The 18,409-nt window shown below is 65.6% G+C and carries 18 protein-coding genes; 8 read left to right on the top strand and 10 right to left on the bottom strand.

Annotated features, from left to right (window positions below; translation table 11 throughout):
* Positions 1–263: 263 nt before the first annotated feature.
* Positions 264–695, top strand: coding sequence for a DUF2510 domain-containing protein (locus JS531_RS10940; RefSeq protein ID WP_240541984.1), 432 nt, complete (start codon positions 264–266; stop codon positions 693–695).
* A 140-nt stretch (positions 696–835) separates the two neighbouring features.
* Here JS531_RS10940 and JS531_RS01875 read toward each other — a convergent pair whose 3' ends face one another.
* Both JS531_RS01875 and JS531_RS01880 read right to left on the bottom strand, forming a co-directional pair.
* A complete protein-coding gene (locus JS531_RS01875; protein WP_214311855.1) occupies positions 836–1,582 on the bottom strand; it encodes a LysE family translocator in 747 nt (248 codons plus the stop codon).
* A gap of 127 nt (positions 1,583–1,709) precedes the next feature.
* Positions 1,710–2,672 (bottom strand): ketopantoate reductase family protein, encoded by a 963-nt coding sequence (locus JS531_RS01880; protein WP_214311857.1) that lies wholly within the window; start codon positions 2,670–2,672, stop codon positions 1,710–1,712.
* 342 nt (positions 2,673–3,014) lie between these two features.
* Between JS531_RS01880 and JS531_RS01885 the strand changes: the two genes are divergently transcribed.
* The 3 genes from JS531_RS01885 (at position 3,015) to JS531_RS01895 (ending at position 5,877) form a co-directional block, all read left to right on the top strand.
* Positions 3,015–3,719 carry an HAD-IA family hydrolase gene (locus tag JS531_RS01885; protein ID WP_214311859.1) on the top strand — a complete coding sequence of 235 codons (705 nt, stop codon included), beginning with the start codon at positions 3,015–3,017 and terminating at the stop codon, positions 3,717–3,719.
* A 64-nt stretch (positions 3,720–3,783) separates the two neighbouring features.
* Positions 3,784–5,067: a beta-propeller fold lactonase family protein gene (locus tag JS531_RS01890; protein WP_217625614.1), complete on the top strand. Its 1,284-nt coding sequence runs from the start codon at positions 3,784–3,786 to the stop codon at positions 5,065–5,067.
* Positions 5,068–5,259: 192 nt separating this feature from the next.
* Entirely contained in the window at positions 5,260–5,877 is a 618-nt protein-coding gene (locus JS531_RS01895) for a sugar O-acetyltransferase (RefSeq protein ID WP_214311861.1), read from the top strand.
* A 142-nt stretch (positions 5,878–6,019) separates the two neighbouring features.
* Here the strand turns inward: JS531_RS01895 and JS531_RS01900 are convergent, their stop codons facing one another.
* The 6 genes from JS531_RS01900 to JS531_RS01925 form a co-directional block, all read right to left on the bottom strand.
* Complete coding sequence (locus JS531_RS01900) at positions 6,020–6,385, bottom strand: VOC family protein (RefSeq protein WP_214311863.1); 366 nt, start codon at positions 6,383–6,385, stop codon at positions 6,020–6,022.
* A 799-nt stretch (positions 6,386–7,184) separates the two neighbouring features.
* Positions 7,185–8,201, bottom strand: coding sequence for a helix-turn-helix transcriptional regulator (locus JS531_RS01905; protein WP_214311865.1), 1,017 nt, complete (start codon positions 8,199–8,201; stop codon positions 7,185–7,187).
* A gap of 213 nt (positions 8,202–8,414) precedes the next feature.
* Entirely contained in the window at positions 8,415–8,969 is a 555-nt protein-coding gene (locus tag JS531_RS01910; protein WP_214311879.1) for a hypothetical protein, read from the bottom strand.
* Positions 8,970–9,096: 127 nt separating this feature from the next.
* A complete protein-coding gene (locus JS531_RS01915) occupies positions 9,097–9,276 on the bottom strand; it encodes an antitoxin VbhA family protein (protein ID WP_214311881.1) in 180 nt (59 codons plus the stop codon).
* Between the two features lie 56 nt (positions 9,277–9,332).
* Positions 9,333–10,634, bottom strand: coding sequence for an MFS transporter (locus JS531_RS01920; RefSeq protein ID WP_214311883.1), 1,302 nt, complete (start codon positions 10,632–10,634; stop codon positions 9,333–9,335).
* A 99-nt stretch (positions 10,635–10,733) separates the two neighbouring features.
* The gene (locus JS531_RS01925; RefSeq protein WP_214311885.1) at positions 10,734–11,933 is read right to left on the bottom strand and encodes a PfkB family carbohydrate kinase; all 1,200 of its coding nucleotides are present in this window, start codon (positions 11,931–11,933) and stop codon (positions 10,734–10,736) included.
* 320 nt (positions 11,934–12,253) lie between these two features.
* Here JS531_RS01925 and rpmB point away from each other — a divergent pair, with 320 nt between their 5' ends.
* The 4 genes from rpmB (at position 12,254) to JS531_RS01945 (ending at position 16,630) form a co-directional block, all read left to right on the top strand.
* Entirely contained in the window at positions 12,254–12,451 is a 198-nt protein-coding gene (rpmB, locus tag JS531_RS01930) for a 50S ribosomal protein L28 (RefSeq protein ID WP_214311887.1), read from the top strand.
* Between the two features lie 113 nt (positions 12,452–12,564).
* Entirely contained in the window at positions 12,565–15,039 is a 2,475-nt protein-coding gene (locus JS531_RS01935; protein WP_214311889.1) for an ATP-dependent DNA helicase RecG, read from the top strand.
* Positions 15,040–15,129: 90 nt separating this feature from the next.
* A complete protein-coding gene (locus JS531_RS01940; RefSeq protein WP_214311890.1) occupies positions 15,130–15,780 on the top strand; it encodes an RsmD family RNA methyltransferase in 651 nt (216 codons plus the stop codon).
* Between the two features lie 250 nt (positions 15,781–16,030).
* Entirely contained in the window at positions 16,031–16,630 is a 600-nt protein-coding gene (locus JS531_RS01945) for a nitroreductase family protein (RefSeq protein ID WP_214311892.1), read from the top strand.
* A gap of 65 nt (positions 16,631–16,695) precedes the next feature.
* Here the strand turns inward: JS531_RS01945 and trmD are convergent, their stop codons facing one another.
* Positions 16,696–17,667, bottom strand: a complete 972-nt coding sequence (gene trmD / locus JS531_RS01950; protein WP_214311894.1) for a tRNA (guanosine(37)-N1)-methyltransferase TrmD — start codon at positions 17,665–17,667, stop codon at positions 16,696–16,698.
* A gap of 88 nt (positions 17,668–17,755) precedes the next feature.
* On the bottom strand, positions 17,756–18,373 hold the full coding sequence (gene rimM, locus JS531_RS01955) for a ribosome maturation factor RimM (RefSeq protein WP_214311895.1): 618 nt from the start codon (positions 18,371–18,373) through the stop codon (positions 17,756–17,758).
* Positions 18,374–18,409: the final 36 nt, after the last annotated feature.

The following is an 18,409-nucleotide window of genomic DNA, read 5'->3' on the forward strand; positions in this document are numbered from 1 at the left end:
TCTCCTGCTTGCGCACGTTCGTTGCGGCCGGCGGCCTTGCGCGGCCCCGAACAGTATACGCGTGGGACGCGTCCGCGGCATCGGCATGCGGGCGGCGCGCTGTCTGAGCGCGGTTGTGGGATGAATTCGGCGTTGCGGGATGGGAAAAAGACGGTAATGCGACATTCCGGCGACTACAGTATGCATTACGTCGACAGATACGTAATGCCGTACGTGACAACAGGCGCCGAAGAAGAGGGCGTCGTACTTCAAGGAGGGTTCTTATGTCCGCAGTACAGCCCGGTTGGTATCCGGATCCGTCCGGCAACGCTTCGCAGCTTCGTTATTGGGATGGCAACCAGTGGACGGCCAACACCGCTCCCGCTCAGGGCGCCGCCCCGCAGCCGGCCGCCGCCCCCGCGCAGGCCGGCTACGCGCAGGCCGCTCCGGCGACGACCATCGCCCCGGGCGCCACGTACGCCATGTCCAGCTCGGACAAGACGCTGCGCATGGTCGCCTTCATCTTCAACCTGCTGAGCGTCCTCGCCACGTGCTGGCTGCTCATCCCGCTGGCATGGGGCATTCCGATGACCCTGCGCAGCTGGGGCATCTACAAGGGCACGAAGCCCAACACCGTGGCCTTCGGCGTGTGCGACCTCATCTTCCTGAACATCATCGGCGGCGTGCTGCTGCTCATCAGCCAGAAGGACGCCTGATTCCGGCATCACCGTCCGGCGGTGTGAAGACCCGCATCCGACAATGCCTCGTTGACCGGGACATGAATCGGAAGCGGGTCTTCGCGTATCCGCACGGCGACGACCGGACCCGCGGAATCGAAGCGACCGCGGCGAGACGGTCACGCGGCGAGACGACTGCGCACCGCGTCGGCGATGGTCACGCCACCAAGCACGGCCATGATGCCGGCGGACACCAGGCTCAGTACGCGGCGTGACCGCTCCGACCTGAGCTTGCCGGCGAAGAACGCCGCCATGCAGGCGAGAGTGATGAGCACCAGCATGCTCTCGGTGAAATGGATGAGCCCCAACGAGACGCCCATCCGCAGATGGTCCACCCCAGGCACGAGGAACTGGGGAATGACGGCGATGTAGAACACGCCGATCTTCGGGTTGAACAGGTCGGTGAGGAACCCACGCACGAACGACGATACGATGGGGGTGCCGAAACCCGCGTGGCGGCCGCGGGACGCATCGGATGCATCGGACGCGTCGGACGCATCGACGGAACGTACGGGAGGGACGGTCCGCGTCGCGGACGCAGCCGTGGCATCGGCAGCCGCGGCGTCGGACGCCTTCCTCCGCGGGCGGCGGACGAGACTGAGCGCCAGATACAACAGGTACACACCGCCGAACAGGCGGATCGCATCGTAGGCGAGCGGGAACGCGTTGATGAGCGCGGCGAGGCCAACGGCGGCTGCCACCGCCCATGCGAGCACGCCGAACGAAATGCCGCAGGCAGCGGCGATGCCGCGTCGACGCGTCGAATTGATGGTCTCGTTGACCACCATCATCATGTCCAGTCCGGGCAGCAGCGCCATCGAACCGGCCACCAGCGCGAACCCCAGCAGCGCCTGCGCATACGTCATGTCGTCCCTCCGTTCCCTGACGTCCGACGGTCATGCCGGACCATTGTCCGGCATGGTACGCGCATCGTATTACCGGACCGTCGCGCGGCCGGTTCGTCCGCCATCGGAAGGATGGAACGTCAGGCCGTCACTCGCCCTGATGGTGGTACTGGAACGCGAGCTCGGCCAGATGCACGCCGTGGGTGAGGAATTCGTGCGTGCGGCACACGTAGTCGTTCTCACGACCCAGCTTGGCGATGTAGCCGTTGATGTAGTCGACCTCGGTCTTGCGGCCGCGGCTCATGTCCTGGTACATCGACGGGTAGTGCAGGGGGTTGCCGGTACGGCTCACGTAGTCGACGGACTCGAGCTCCTCGGCGCGCGTGTTGATGAGCTTGATGCCGGCGCGGTCGCACGCGTCGTACGCCTCGTTGATGAGCTGCATGGCCATGTCGCGGGCGCCCGGATAGCTGATGAACTGGCCCATAGTGATCTGGTACATCGTGCACAGGGTGTTCACCACCGAGTTGAACACGATTTTGGCCATGCACATGCCCTTGAAGTCGTCGGCGATCTCCGGGTTGAGGTTCGCCTGCTGGAAGTCGGCGAAGATGGCCTGCTCGATGTCGGTCACCTCGTTGGTCATCGCGCACATGTGCATCGTGCCGGCGCCGGACTTGCCGATGAAGTCCACGTCGCCGGGGCCGTTGAGCACGGTGGCGACGAGCGCGGTGCCGCCGTAGATGCGGTCCTCGGGGAAGTATTGGGCGATCTTCTCGAAATGGCCCCAGCCGTTCATCGCGCTGAACGCGACCTGATGGTCCTTGAACAGGTGGGCGCAGCGCCCCAGCATCTCCTCGAGCTGCATCTGCTTCATGAAGATGATCCACACGTCCGGATCGCCCTCGTACTCCTCCGGGGTGTACAGGTTGATGGGGATGAGACGGCGGTTCTCATGGTCGCGGCTGACGTACACGCCGCCCTGCTCGCGGATCTTGTCGATGTGCGGCTGCCAGGTGTCGATGAAGTCGACGTGCGCGTCGGTGTGCTCCTGCAGCAGGATGCCGTAGCGCAGGCCCATGGCTCCCGCGCCGATGACGGTGTATTTCATGGTTTCGTTCCTTGGATGATGCGGTTTTCGGATGTGGTTCCGGACTATCACCACGTTGCTGCGGCGTTCGAAACGGTTCGACCGGTCGACGTCGACCGCAGACGCGGTATTTCAGGTGGCGACCCTCCGTCGATTTCGTGAATCACTTGGGACGGGCACCGTATTTGACGGCATCACACCATAGCATCGCGTCTCGTCTTTTCGAGACAGGTCTCTTCATATGGGCGGGTGCGTGGACGGAGGCGCCGAAAACGGCGGAATCGCAGGCGAGTGAAGGGCCTCCCGTGCCGGTTCCCGAGAGACCGTCCGTTCGCGCACACGCCGTGGCGTACAGTGGCGCGTATGAGTGCCGTGTTCGCCTATGACGACGTGATCTTCGATTTCTGCGACGTGCTGGTCGACTGGCGGCCGCGCCGGGCCGTCGCGGGGCTGTTCCCCGACGACGTGCTCGACCGGCTGTTCGACCGCGACGACCCCTACGGATTCTGGCACTACGACGAGCTGTCCGACCTGGGCTGGGACGAGGAACGGATCCTCGCCGACTACGCGGAACATCATGGCGTCGGCGGGGATGAGGCGCGACGCGCCATCGTCGGCGGGAACGGCGTATCTGGCGAATCGGATGTATCGGATGAATCGGACGTGGCGGTGCGGTTGCGCGCGTTCGCGACGTACTTCCGGCGGCAGCGACTCGCGCTCGCCGGCATGCTGCCCGGCATGGCGCGGTTGCTGCGCGACCTCGACGCGGCCGGCGTGCGCTGCTGGGGACTGACCAACTTCACCGTCAAATACGTCGATGCGGCGCGCGAACTGTTCCCGGCACTCGACGTCCTCAAGGGCGTCGTCGTCTCCAGCGCCGAACGCATACACAAGCCGGACCCGGAGATCTACCGTCGCGCTATCGCACGGTTCGGCGTCGACCCGACGCATGCGGCGTTCGTCGACGACAAGCAGCGCAACGCGGACGCGGCGGCCGCCGCTGTGTCCGGCCTGACCGGCATCCGGTTCGTCGGCGAGGAGACGCTGCGTCCGCTGCTGCTGCCGTGATCGACGCATCTCGCACGCGTCGGCTAGGGGCATCCTGCCGCCGGCGGTCCCTACACTGGAGGGCATGAGCGAAGACATCGACGTGCTGGTGGGCGGATTCGGCGCCCTGCAGGGGTCCCACAGCCCGGGGATCGAATGGTATGTGCTGCACTTGGGACATACGGGTCATGCGGATTACGTAGGGCGTGCGGGACATATGGGGCGTACGGATTCTGCGGATTCGGCCGACTCGGCGGGATATGCGGGCCCTGCGATCCATGCGGCCGCCGATGTGCCCGGGGTTTCGCTGGAACGCGCCGGACTGCTGTCCGACCTGCCGTCGCCCTCATGGCTGGAGCGGGACGGCGACATGGTGTACGCGGTGCTGGAGAACAGCGATGAACTCGCCGCGCTGCGTCTGACCCGCGTCGGCGGCGAGCCGAGGCTCGAATTGGTGTCGCGCGTGCCCGTGCCCAGTGCCGGGCCCACGCACGTGACGGTCGCCGTGGACGACCGCGGCGCGAGGCACGCGATCGTCGCATGCTATGTCGGCGGGGCCGTCTGCGTGTTCCCGATCGGTGACGGCGGCGGATTGGGCGAGGTGGCGCAGGTGCTGCACGGCGAGGGGCATGGTCCGCTGCCGGCGCAGGAGGGGCCGCATGCGCATTGGGCGCTCGCGTTGCCCGACGGCCGCGTGCTGAGCACCGATCTGGGCGCCGATCGTATCCATGTGCATCGTTGGCGGGATGGCGTGCTCGTGCGTGTGGGCTCGGTGGTGTTCGCACCGGGTACTGGTCCCAGAGACATGCACCTGCTGCCCTCGCGTGACGGCGCGTGGCGTGTGGCCGTCGTCGGCGAATGGGGCGATACGGTCACGGTGCTGGGGCCGTGCAGCGGCGAGCCGGAGACGGGCGGCATCGGGGTGCTCGACACCGTCGACCTGGGCGGCGACGATGGCGATCAGGCCGCGTCGCTGGCCTTCGTGCCGGATGGCGGTGACGGCCGGGGTGGTGCGGACCTTGATGGAATCGCCGGTGTGGGCCGTGACGGAGCCTCCGGCGTGGACCGTGGCGCGGAATCCGGCATGGTTTACGTGGGTTTGCGCGGTTCCGAACGCATCGTCGCGCTGCATTGGGATGGATCGCGACTGCATCGTCTCGCCGATGCCGGCAAGCCTGGATGGCGTGGGCGTGGCGTGTCCAGCGGGGGCAGTCTCCCCCGGCATCTGTGCGCGGTCGGACGGGTCGTCATCGCGGCGAACGAGGTGTCGGACGATCTGACGGTGTTCCGCATCGCCTTTGACGGCGAACCGGTCCGGTGCCTGACGCTGCATGCCGGATCGCCCACCACCGTGCTGCCGTTGGACTGAGCGACTGAGCGTCCGATGGTCCGGGCGTCCGTGCGTGAGTGTGCGGCGCGCGGTCGGGCCGGTGCCCGATGCCGGGGCTGACCGTATCCGTTGCCCCCTCCCGGATTGCGCGACGTTCCGGCGCGGCATAGAATGATAACGCAAACATCATGGTGATTATTGCGCTGTGTCGATAAAGGAAAATGGAGTGTCATGACCGAACTCACCAACGCCGAGCGCCGCACCGCGCAACTGCCGTACCGCTACGATGATCCGAACATCATGGACGGACAGCTCGAATGCCAGGAGAAGCTGTGGGAGTTCAACCGCACCCATCCCACCGACGTGGACGGCAAGGAGCGGCTGCTCAAGGCGATGTTCGCCGAGATCGGCGAGGGATGCCACGTCGAGACGCCGGCACATGCCAACTGGGGGTTCGCGCACGTCCATATGGGCAAGGGCGTCTACTGCAACGTGAACTTCACCTGCGTCGACGACGCGGACATCACCATCGGCGACTACTGCATGTTCGGGCCGAACGTCGTCATTGCGACCGCTGGGCATCCGCTGCTGCCGGTCCTGCGCGAACACCACTACGTGTACTGCATTCCGGTCACAATCGGACGTAACGTGTGGGTCGGGGCGAACGTGACGATCCTGCCCGGCGTCACCATCGGCGACAACAGCGTGATCGGCGCCGGATCGGTCGTCAGCCACGACATCCCGGCGAACACCGTCGCGTACGGCGTGCCGTGCAAGGCCGTGCGCGAGATCGGCGAGAAGGACCGTGAATACTTCTACAAGGACCGTCGCCTCGACGTGTGGGAGTGAGTGCTCTTCGCCCGGTTTTCGCCCGGTTTTCATCCGGTTCCCGGGTGAGGGGGCGCTCACGTGCCGATGGCGGCATCGTCGGCGTATGGGACGGGCGCATCCGTCCGTCTCATACGCCGCTTCCGTGGGATGCCTGCCGTGCCTACTGCAGGCAGGCTTCGATGTTGTTGCCGTCGGGGTCGTGGATGAACGCCGCGTAGTAGGTCGGGCCGTAGTTCGGACGTGGACCGGGCTGGCCGTTGTCCGTGCCGCCCGCCTCGAGGCCGGCCGCGTGGAACGCCTTGACTGCATCCTGGTCCGCGGCGCGGAACGCCAGATGCGTCGGCACGACCGGGGCGCCGTCCTTCGGCGATTCCAGCCACACGCTGTCGCCGTCCTCGGCGCTCTCGAAACACACCGCGCCCGGGAACTCGTGCTTCTTCGCGTATCCCAGCGGCGCCAGCAGCTTCTCATAGAAGTCCGCGCGCTCGTTCGCATCCTTGACAAACAATCCGACATGATCGATCATGGCAGCCTCCTTATGACTGATGACTGACGTTCGACTCACGGAACCCCACAGGGTATCGTGCGCGCGTATCGCGCCGGCGTATCCCGCCCGGTTCCGTCCCTCCCAGTGTAGTGCCGGAACGGCAAGGCGTTGCCTACGTATTGCTCATGGATATGAATGCTGCGAGAAGCTTGTGTTTCCAACCGCTACGGAGAATGGTGATGATGCTTCTTGGGGCCAATGACAGGCCGGTGTCTGATAAGACACTGATGGCGGTGGGGGAAGGCGTATGTTGGTGGGCTCGAACCCGGCATGTGATGGAAACCAACCCGCTCAAGGCGAACTCTCTCTCATATCCCGCATATGGGAAGGCTCTGCAACAACGCCGAAGCCTGACTTCTCGCCGCACAGACTGGCGAAGACCCTTGTTCATCGATGCCATCGATGAACAAGGGCGCGATTGATGGCTGCTGAGTGGTTGTCGTCGCGTTTCAGGAGATGGACGGTGTTGTGTCTTATCGGGTTGTGTCTTATCGGACACTAGGTTGCCAGTACTGTGACTTTGTTTTGCGACCTACCCACTAATCGTTAGCATCCCCGTATCCCCGTATCCCCGTATCCCCGTATCCCCGTATCCCCGTATTCGCATCCCGTATCGCAGGACACAGATCATTGGCATCAGACGGTATAATCTGGAACGCGATGACGTATGCAATGCGTACCGTTGGCGCCTTGAGGTCCGGCCTGCGTCGGATCCTCATGAAGGGAGGGGAGGAACAGCATCACCATGCGTAGTGTCCCGCCCGTGGCTTCCGTTCGTTCACTTGTCGACATGATCCTTGAACAGGCCGACGATGATTCCGGTGACGGCGCACAGCAGACCGCCGATCACCCATGACATCCAGAACAGCGACCCAGGGACGAGGAACAGCAGCGTCAGACCGACGATCGTGGCGACGAGCATGATGATGCCGCTCAACGCCCCGGACAGTTTCACGGATTGCGGCGCGTCACCGGAACGTTGACGCCGGCTCCGCTCGATTTCCTTGTTGTAGCCGTCGATGTTCACCATGGTGTACCGCATGCCGCAGTAGACGAATCCGAACACCGCGGCCGCGGACAGCAGCAGCATGACCGCGTTCGGCCATCCCGCGGTGACCTCCCGCACCTCGTCCATGTATACGACGACCGCGATGCCGATTAGGATTGCCGCCACGCCCGCGACCACGCCGCATGCCAGAAGCCGGGATTCCCTGCGGCGGTTATCCTCGGTGTAGAAGTCCTTGACATACGGGTGATTCCGTCTGAACGCGGCATGCATCATGGCACCCGGGACCAACAGAACCAGTCCGATGATCACGCCCACGCAGATGCAGACGAACATCAGGAAGTCATTGAGCGGATTGACGCCGATGATCGAATATTCCGGGTCGAACAGGTTGGCGACGCCGACCGATGCGATGATCGCCGTCACGCCGGATGCGATCAGCATCGAGAATCGGAGGCGGTGGGCGTCGTATCCGGTGATGTCCTTCGGCAGAGGGGCGGTCGGAGCATCCTCCCGTTGTACGACCGTGCGAGACTCATCGGCGATGGTCGGGGCGGTCTCGGTCGTTCCCATGGGGGCCGCCGGCCGATCCACGTCGCCAAGCACCAGATCGTCAAGCGTACAGCCGAACAGGTCGCAGATCGCCAGCAGCTTGTCCATTTCCGGGTACGCCTTCTCGGATTCCCATTTCGAGATCGCCTGCCGCGAAACGCCGAGCAGCATGGCCAGCTGCTCCTGCGTCATGTTGCGCCTTGCACGCAGAGTCTGCAGATTGGTGCGGAAAGTCATCGTCATCATCCCCTCTGGTCGGTGGTGTCGGATCGTCGTGTCCGAACGATGATCCCACTGTGGCACGGTGGCGCCGCTTTCGCCACCATCTTGCGGTTGCCATGGTGAAACGCAACCGGACAATGCCGCGACCACGGCGCAACCGTTGGTTGCATGGGCGTCGATTCGCCGTTTTCTCACGAATCCCAAGTATGAGGGGGCAGGAACGGCGATTCACCGTTTGCCGCGCAGGTTATAGGGGTCGTAGGTGTCGGTACGGGATTGCCGTTCCTCGCGGATCTCCTCAGCCGTCTCGCGGGTGATGCGTTGCAGCTCCCGGCGCCGCCGGTCGACCGTCTCCTGATCCTCGCCCCGCCACGGTCGTTCGAGGCCGATGATCTCCGCCAGGCGGATCGCTCCGGCGGCGACGCTCGCTGCCGCGACGGTCGCCATGTCCGCATGCCATACGGTCGCGAGAAGCGCGAGCCACGGCAGGGCGAAGGGCAGCGCCATCTTGACGGCGACCATCGGCCACGGCATCGGCGGTGCGGTGCGGTTCGTCGCCCGTCGCAGTTCGTAGTCGAGACGCGAGTCGATCAGCGAGACGCCCAGCCATGTGATCGCCAGTGATGCGGCCAGCTCGCCGGCGTCGAACGCGGCGTGCGCGATGAGCCGCAATCCCAGCCACGCGGCCAGCAGACTGATCGGGAACGAGACGATCGCGTCCAGCGTCAGGTGTCCGCCGAGCATATGGCCGTATCGCGGCCGGTCCTTCGTGTCGTCGTGCATCGGCATCCCCGCCTTCCGGTCGGATTGGTGATTTTTCCCCAAACGGTTCCTAGCGTATCGGCGCGTAATCGGATGCAGGGGCGTAGGTGGACACCTGTGTACTTGCGGTTTTGCGCATCCTAATCGATCATGCGATATTCAACCCGTAGCGGCGGCGGGTGCGATTGAGCAGTTCCCGTACATCGATTTTCTCCTTGATATAGTCGCGGGCGTCGGTGAGAAAACCGGGCGTGACGTCACCGCCTTCCAGATGCGAGGAATGGATGACTTCGGCTACACCGATCGCGCGAGATTCCCGTTCCGTCATTGCAACCTCCTTTATGCTCCATGATACGGGCAATGCAATGGAGCGTGGGCCGAACCTCACACCGTCTTGGTGGGGTCCTTCTGGAGGGTGAGGAAGACCAACGCCACCACGAGCAGGATCGCGATCGACAGGACGCCGAGCGAGGCGTTGCCGGTCAGGGACGTGGTCGTGGCGACGAGGAACGTGCCCAGAATGCTCGCCGTCTTGCCGAAGATGTCGTACAGGCCGTAGTACTCGTTGGCGTGCTCCTTGGGGATGATCTTGCCGTAGTAGGAGCGCGACAGCGCCTGGATGCCGCCCTGGAACATGCCGACCAGAATCGCGAGGATCCAGAACTCCACGGCCGAGCGCAGGAAGAACGCGGCGAAGAACACGATGCACATGTACGCAATCACGGCTGCGACGATCATCGGCTTGCAACCGAACCGGCCGGCCAGACGCCCGTAGAGGATCGCGCACGGGAACGCGACGAACTGCGTGACCAGCAGCGCCACGACCAGCTGCGTCGAATCGATGCCGAGCTGCGTGCCGTACGATGTGCTCATCGAGATGACCGTGTTCACCGCGTCGATGTAGAAGAAGAACGCGATCATGAACATCCACAGCGGCTTGTTCTTGACCAGCTTGCGCAGCGTCCCCGCAAGCTCGGTGAACGTGCCGCGCACCGCCTCGCGCGTATGGTCGCGGGTCGCACGGTAATGGACCTGACGGTAGCTCGTGAGCAGCGGAATCGTGAACGCCGCCCACCACAGGGCCGTGATGACGAACGTGGCGCGTGTGCAGGCGGCCGTCGACCAGCCGAGCAGCGCGGGCCCGCCGAAGATCAGCGCGATGCAGGCGATGAACGGCACGGTCGAACCGACGTAGCCCCAGCCGTAGCCGTGCGACGACACCCTGTCCATGCGCTCGTTCGACGTCGTGTCGATGAGCATCGAATCATAGAACGTGAGCGAGCCGTTCAGCCCGATCGTCGCGAGCACGTACACGACGAGGAACGGCAGCCACGTCAGCGGCAGGGCCAGCGCGGCGCACGTCACCACGCCTGTGCCGAAGAAACCGAGGAAGAACTTGACCTTCATGCCCTGCACGTCGGCGATCGAGCCGAGCAGCGGCATGAGCAGCGCGATCACCAGCGAGGCGATCGTCTGCGCATAGCCCCACGCGGACACGATGTTGCCGTCCGCGGGCATCAGCGACTTCGCATAAATCGGCACGACCGCGGTGGACAGCAACACGAACGCGGAGTTGCCCACGTCGTAGACGATCCACTTCTTCTCACGCGGGGTGAGCTTCGCGGACGCGTTCGGCGCGTTCGGCGTGGGCGGCGTGGGCCGGGCCGCGGTGGTGCTTGCGGACATGATGACTCCTGACATTCGGAACTATCTGCAATCGTACGGAAGGCGAGAGCCCGCGAAAGCCGGTTTCAGATGAACGCAGGGTGAATTATGCCGTGTGGTTCAGGCCTCCGAACGATTGTCCGACGGCCCATCCGACGGGCTGTCCGATGACCCGTCCGCCGGCCCATCGGACAACCCGTCCGTCGAGACTCCGGCGAGGGCGATGGCCTCCTCGGCGGTGGGGCAGACGGGCACGCCGGACACGCTGCGTTGGATGGCGAGCGAGGCTGCCGCGTTCGCGATGTTCACGGCGTCCGGCAGCGACCACCCGCGCGCGAGCATCGCGCACATGGCTCCGGTATGGCAGGAGCCGGCGGAGCGGGTGTGCACGCCCTTGGTGGGATACCCCTCCACATGCACCGTGCCGCCGCCGGGCTCGCGCACCCAGGCGCCGCGCGAGCCGGCGCGCACCACGAGCGGCGCGCGCAGCGTGGAGCCGAGCGCCTCGCACAGCGCGTTCATCGCCTCGTCGAACCCGCCGCCCACGGTGAGCGCCGCGTCGTCGTCGAGGACCACGCCGAGCCGTTCGGCCAACGTGCCCGCCTCCTGACGGTTGCAGGACCAGATGGGGCGTGCCAGCACGAGGTCCTCGAGCAGATGGTCGTTGACGAGTTTGAGCGTGTTGGTGGGGTTGATGACGAGCCGGTAGTCGCGGGCCTTCGGATCGGTGCCGGCGAAGTCCATGAACTCGTCGATGCCGGCGGCCGTGTGGTCGAGCAGCGTGTTGCCGGAGATGTGGACGACGTCGCCGGCGTCCGGCTCGAGCGCCTCGAACGTGTGCTCGTCGCCTCCCGCCTCCGCGCCGTAGTGGGCGACGAACGTCTTGCGGCCGTCACCGTCGTGGAAGACGAGGCGGAAGCCGGAGTCGGCGTCGAGGCGGCTCGGCCCCACATGCGCGATGCCGGCATGCTCGTAGGCGTCGCGGATCATCGAGGCCCACACGCCGTTGCCGATGATGCCGGCGTGCTCGGCGGGCGCGCCCATGCGGCTGGCCGCGTCGAGCACGCGGTAGCTGCCGCCGACGGAGGGGTGCGCGGCCTCGGCCACGGCGAACCCGCCGCTGGAAGGCAGTTCGTCCACGTTCATCATGATGTCGACCCACACCTGGCCGAGCGAGATGACGGAGGGGATGTGCGTGAGCCCCGATCCGTCGTCGCCGGTGCCGGTCGCGTGGTCCGCGGGGTCGCCGCCCTGCGATGCCTCATCCCATTCGCGTTGTTCCTTGAGCTGTGCGAGACGTTCCCCGATATGGCTGATCATGGCATCCTCCTTGACGACGAGATAATGTCGTTGTACGGCAAGTCTATGGACGTTTGCTGAAAGTACGCAATGGTCATCGGGGATGATTTCGCCCGGAAAACCGGGGATGCCGTCCTCATATAGTCCTCATATAGTCCTCATGCCGTCCTTCCGAACGTGCCCGGCCGCCCCGTCGCGGCGGCGGTTCGCGGCGCGTGTTGCGGTTGTCCGCGTTTCGGGATATATTCGTGAAGTTGTGTGTTCGGCTAGATGCGCGGGAGCTCCCGTGCGCCCGGCCGAATCGCGAAAGACTTGACAGTCAAGGGTAAAGGAAGTCCATCATGGCAGCTCGTTGTGCAGTGTGCGGCAAGGGTCCGCAGGTCGGATACACCGTGTCTCACTCGCATATCCGCAACAAGCGCACCTTCCGTCCGAACCTTCAGTCCGTGCGTACCACCGTCGAGGGCGAGAATGTCCGCCTCCGCGTGTGCGTCAAGTGCCTCAAGGCCGGCAAGGTTCAGCGTGCGGTTGTTGCGTGAGTGCGCGATAGCGTAAACGTTCGAAGGCCCCATCGGTTCGCCGATGGGGCCTTCGTTTTTGCCCGGGCCGGCGTCCGTGCGCACGGCAAGAATGGATGGCTATGAGCATTTCGATGGATACCCCCGTAGCGTCGCTCCTGACGAACAGGCGCCGTGCGTCCACGCTCAAATCGTTCGGCATCGTCACCGTGGGCGACGCGTTGACGTATTTCCCGTTCCGCGTGGCCGATCCGGTGCCCGCCCGCGCCCTGCGCGAGGCGCGCGTCGGCGAGCCGATGGCGTTCGTCGCCCAGGTGCGTTCCTCCCGTGTGTTCCAGGGCCGATCCATGCGATTGGTGGCGACGGTGGACGACGCTGCGACCGCCGCCTCCCGCGGCATGCCGCAGGGGCAGGCGCAGCTCGTGTTCTTCTCCGGTAAGAAGGGGTACATCGACTGGTTGTCCCGCCGGCTTGCGCCCGGCGCCACCGTCGTCGTCGCCGGCGCGCCGAGCGAATACAACGGCCAGTTGCAGTTCCAGCATCCGCAGACCCTCACCGTGGCGCCGACGTCCGTGGCGCCTGCGTTCCCCGCCCCCGCCTCCGGCGCGTCCGATCCGTGGCGCGCGTTCGCCACGCCCTCGACGTTCGCGCAGGGAGCGCCCGCCCCGGTTCCGGCATCCGGCCCATCCGCGTACGACGCCCCCTCGGCTGACGAGGCAATGGCGCGCGTCTGCCGGCCGCGTCCCGTCTACCACGCGTCCGCAAGACTGTCCAGCGAACGCATCCACGAGACGATTCTGAGCCTCATGTGGGCGCTCGGCGGACGCGACATGACGCCCCCCGGCACCGACGACATCGCCCTGCAGCGCCACGATGACGAGGAACGCTTCTCCGGCACGCTCGCCGAAGCCATCCCGGACATCCTGCCCGAGGAGGTGCGGGCCGAACGCGGCCTCATGCATCGGGCGGAGGCGTTCCGCGCTATCCACGAACCGCAGTCCACCGAAGCGTTCCGACGCGGCATCGCCACCCTCCGATACGAGGAGGCGTTCGTCTGCCAGACCGCGCTCCTCCAAGCGCGACGCAACGCGCACACGTCGCCCGCCCACCCCTGCCCGGACGAACCCGGTACGGGTCTGCGCGACCGCTTCATCGCCTCCCTGCCGTTCACGCTCACCAACGGACAGCGGCAGGTGATTGACGACATCGCCGCCGACATGGCCGAACCCACGCCCATGCAGCGCCTCCTGCAGGGCGAAGTCGGCTCCGGCAAGACCGTCGTAGCGCTCGCCGCCATGCTCCAGGCCGTCGGCGCAGGCTATCAGGCCGTGCTCGTCGCCCCCACGCAGGTCCTCGCCGAACAGCACCACGACACCATCGCACGCATGGTCGAAGACCTCGACGTGCCGGTCACGTTGCTCACCGGAGGCATGCGCCTCGCCGCCAGACGCAAGGCGCTCGCTGCGGCTTCGAGCGGTACGCCCGGCATCATCGTGGCCACGCACGCCGCGTTCTCCAAGACGTTCCAGGCACCCAACCTGGCGCTCGTCGTCATCGACGAACAGCACCGGTTCGGCGTGGAGCAGCGCGAATCCCTGAACGCGAAATCGGAGGACGGCACCACGCCGCACCTGCTCGTCATGACCGCCACGCCCATCCCGCGCACCGCCGCCATGACCTGGTTTGGCGACCTCGACATCTCCTGGCTCACTGAGCTGCCCGGCGGACGCAAACCCATCCGCACCATCGTGGTCAACGAGAACGACGGCCCCACGATGGCGCGCATGTTCACGCACATCCGCAACCGCATCGACGCGGGGGAGCGGGCGTACATCGTGTGCGCGCGCATCGACGCCGACGAAAGCGACGACGAGGACGGCTCCTCCACCTCCCGCACGCGGGCGAAGGGCGCGGGACGCGGCGAATCGGCTGGTACGGACGGCATCGACGACGCGTACGAGCCGTTGGACGAGAACGGCGAGACCGTGGCCCGCCCGCCGCTGCACGCGGTGGGGGAGATCGTCGCACGGCTCGAATCCCTGCCGCAGTTCCGCGGCATCCGCTTCGCCACACTCACCGGACGCGACAAGGACGAGACGAAGACCGCCGTCATGGCGTCGTTCGCCTCCGGCGAGACGCCGATCCTCGTGGCCACCACCGTCATCGAGGTGGGCGTGGACGTCAAGCAGGCCAGCTGCATCGTCATCTTCGACGCGGACCGATACGGTCTGTCCCAGCTGCACCAGCTGCGCGGACGCGTGGGACGCGGTGGCACCAACAGCTGGGCGTTCCTCGTCTCGCGCGCCGAAGCCGGCACGCCGGGCGAGGCCCGTCTCGAAGTCATCCACGATTCGCTCGACGGTGCCGAGATCGCGCAGGCCGACCTCGAATTCCGCGGTGCGGGCGACGTGCTCGGCGACGCTCAGTCCGGCGCGAAATCCAGCCTCAAGCTGCTGCGCGTCGTCAAGGACGCCGAGCTCATCACCGACGCGCGCACGCGCGCCGAACGTCTGCTCGCCGCCGAACCGGACCTTGCGGGCCATCCGCAGCTCGCCGGCGCCGTGCTCGACTTCACGCGCGGCAACGAGACGTTCCTCACCTCCAACTGACGGGTGGTCCGGCGTGCGGCTTGTCGTGCGGTCCGGCTCACGGTCCGGCGTGCGGTCCGGCGTGCGGCCGCTGCCGGTACAGTGGTGTGCATGCGAGTGATTTCCGGACGATTCAAGGGCATGGCGCTGACCACGCCGAAAAGCGTGACGCGCCCCACCACCGACCGTACGAAGGAGGCGATCTTCTCTCGCCTCGACGCATGGGGCGTGCTTGACGACGCGCGCGTGCTCGACCTGTTCGCCGGCACCGGCGCGTTGGGCATCGAAGCGCTGTCGCGCGGCGCGCGTGAGCTTGTCGCCGTTGAATCGAACGGTCCGGCTGCCGCGCTCATCGCGAAGACGCTCGTCTCGCTGAAGCGTTCCCGCGGGTGGGAGCAGGGGATGCGCGCGCGGGTGGTGCGCGGCACGGCGGAACGGTTCGCGGCGCCGGCGCACGTCGCCGCGGCGGGGAACGTGCAGGCCGCGTCGTCGGCGGAGACGCCGGCGGAGGGGACGGTTGCGACGTCGTCACGCGCCTTCGACGTCATCTTCATCGATCCGCCGTACGCGATGGAGACCGTGGCGTGCGACGCACTCCTTGCGAATCTGGTGGCGTCCGGACTGGCCGCAGACGGTACCGTCATCGTGCTGGAGCGTTCCGTGCGGTCGGACGATCCCACGCCGCCGGAAGGTTGGGAGACGTCCGACAGGCGCGACTATGGCGAGACCGCGGTGTTCACCATCGAACGCAGGCGGGACTGATGTCCGTCCGTCCCGGTGCGGTGCGACCGTGCGGCGATGTGCCGCGACGTGCGGCCCGTGGACGACGCGGTGCGACACGCCGTCGGAGCCGTTGGAAAACGCCGTTTGACCTCTCGAATCGATATATGCATGTATATTGATATCTCGAAACGAGATATATCAGTGTCCGTGTGGACGACGCCGATTCCGAAGGGAACATCATGGAACGGTGCGCCGGCCCGCGGACGGACGAATACGGAAAGGGAATCCCATGTCCTTCGTCACCGCCCTGGAAACCCGCCGCTCCCAGTACGCGCTCACCGACGCCTCCCCGATCAGCGATCAGGAGATTGCCGACCTCGTCAAGAAGGTCACCGTGGACGTGCCGAGCGCCTTCAACTCCCAGCCGCAGCGCGCCGTCGTCCTCTTCGGCGACGCCAACCAGAAGCTGTGGGACATCGTCAAGGAGACCCTGCGCAAGGTCGTGAACGACGAGGAAGCCTTCAAGTCCACCGAGGCGAAGATCGACTCCTTCGCCGCCGGCCACGGCACCGTGCTCTTCTACGACGATGAGGACGTCACCAAGCAGCTGCAGGAGAACATCCCGGCCTACGCCGCCAACTTCCCGGGCTTCGCCCGCGACGCCGCCGGCATGCTGCAGCTCGCCGTGTGGACCGCCCTCGCCGAGAAGGGTCTGGGCGCCTCCCTGCAGCACTACAACCCGCTCATCGACGAGGCCGTGGCCGCCGAATTCGGTCTGCTGAAGAGCTGGAAGCTCCAGGCCCAGATGCCGTTCGGCGTCGTCGCCCAGCCCGCCGGCCCGGTCGAGAAGAAGCCGGCCGACGAGCGCGTCAAGGTCTTCGGCCTGTAAATCAAGGTCTTTGGCCTGTAGGACTGTGTGACTTGGCCCCCTCTGGTGAGGGGGCCAAGTCATATCTACCGCAGTTTACGCGGATGCGCGGCGGACACCTCCCAGCCCAAGGCCATGAGCGTCTTGCGGTCCGCCTTGTCCAGCGTCTTGCAGTCGAGCCGTTCGATGAGGTCCGGCCTGATCTCGTTCGTACGCGTCAGCGCCTCGTCGCGACGGAACCGGTCCACCTTGCCATGGTCGCCGGAGAGCAGTACGTCCGGCACCTTGAGTCCGCGCCATTCCGCCGGTTTCGTGTACTGCTTGTGCTCCAGCAGCGCGTTGGCGCCCGTATAGGATTCCTCGACGATGGAGTCGGCATTGCCCATGAACCCGGGGATGAGGCGGGTGATCGCCTCCAGCATCACCGAGGTCGCCACCTCGCCGCCGTTGAGCACGTAGTCGCCGATCGAATACTCGCGCACGTCCACGCCGCGCGAACGGTAGTACTCGGGGATGCGTGCGTCATAGCCCTCGTAGCGGCCGCAACCGAACAGGAGATGCTCCGCATGGGAGAGCTCGGTGGCGTCACGCTGCGTGAACAACGGGGCCGACGGGTTCGGGAAGATGAGGACCGGCGCCTGGATATCGGAGCCGGAGCCAGAACCGTTTGATGCCGAGGCCGGCGTGACCGTGGTTTGTGCTTGGGACGCATGGCAAGCCGGTGTCTCATCGGACACCAGCTTGCCATTGCCGGTGACTGAGGATCCCGATTCGACGGTGGCGGCAGTGGTGGATGCCGTCGCCGACATGGAATCTTCGGACGTGCCGGCGAATCCAAGCAGATCGTCGAGGCATTCCGCCCAGACGGCCGGCTTCATCACCATGCCGGCGCCGCCGCCCACCGGCGTATCGTCCACCGAATGATGGACGTCATGGGTCCAGTCACGCAGGTTGTGCGCCCTGACCTCGATGAGTCCCTTCTCCTGCGCCTTGCCGAACAGGCTCAGGTTGAGCACGTCGAAATACTCGGGGAACACGGAAACGATGTCGATCTTCATAAGCAACCACCCTATCGTGCGGTGCGGAATCCGTGCGATAGGGTGGCTGCTTATGATCCGATAGTCGATGGCTGTACGGAGAGGACGCTCACAGGCCGGGAATCAGACCGCCCGGCGGATCCAGCGTGAGGTAGCCCTCTTCGAGGTCGATCTCGGGGACGAGCTCGTCGACGAACGGCACCAGGGTGGTCTTCTCCATCACGGGCGTGCCGTCCTTCGCGGTGCCGACCTGCACCGGATCGGCGAGTCTGATCTTGAGCAGCGACTGGGCGGGGGAGTCGATGACGTCGACCACCGTTCCCACCACGCGGCCGGCCTCGATGCCGAGCCCGTTCTCCGCGTCCATGCGCGCCTCAAGCCCGATGAGGTCCTTCGGATACCATTCGTCCGCCTCGAGCATGTCGTCCGGGTCGTCGGCCTCGCCATACAGTTCGGTGCCGTTCAACGCCTCCGAGGCGTTGCGGTCGTCGCATCCCTCGAGTTTGATGATCCATCGCTTCTTGAACGTGCGCGAGGATTCCACCACGTATTCGGTTCCGCCGTCCTTCGAATACAATACGGACCCCGGTTCGAACCGCCATTCCGGCTCGTCGGTGAACACCTGGACGGTGACCTCGCCCTTCATGCCCTGGGCCCGTCCGATACGACAAACCCTCAGCAGCTCGGGCTGCTGAGGGTCATCCTGCATATTGCGCTGATCTGCCATGCTAGGCAGTGTACCGTAAGGCCGGCACCGCCGTCG

The organism is Bifidobacterium sp. CP2 (assembly GCF_018555635.1).
GTDB classification, from domain to species: Bacteria; Actinomycetota; Actinomycetes; order Actinomycetales; family Bifidobacteriaceae; genus Bifidobacterium; species Bifidobacterium saguinibicoloris.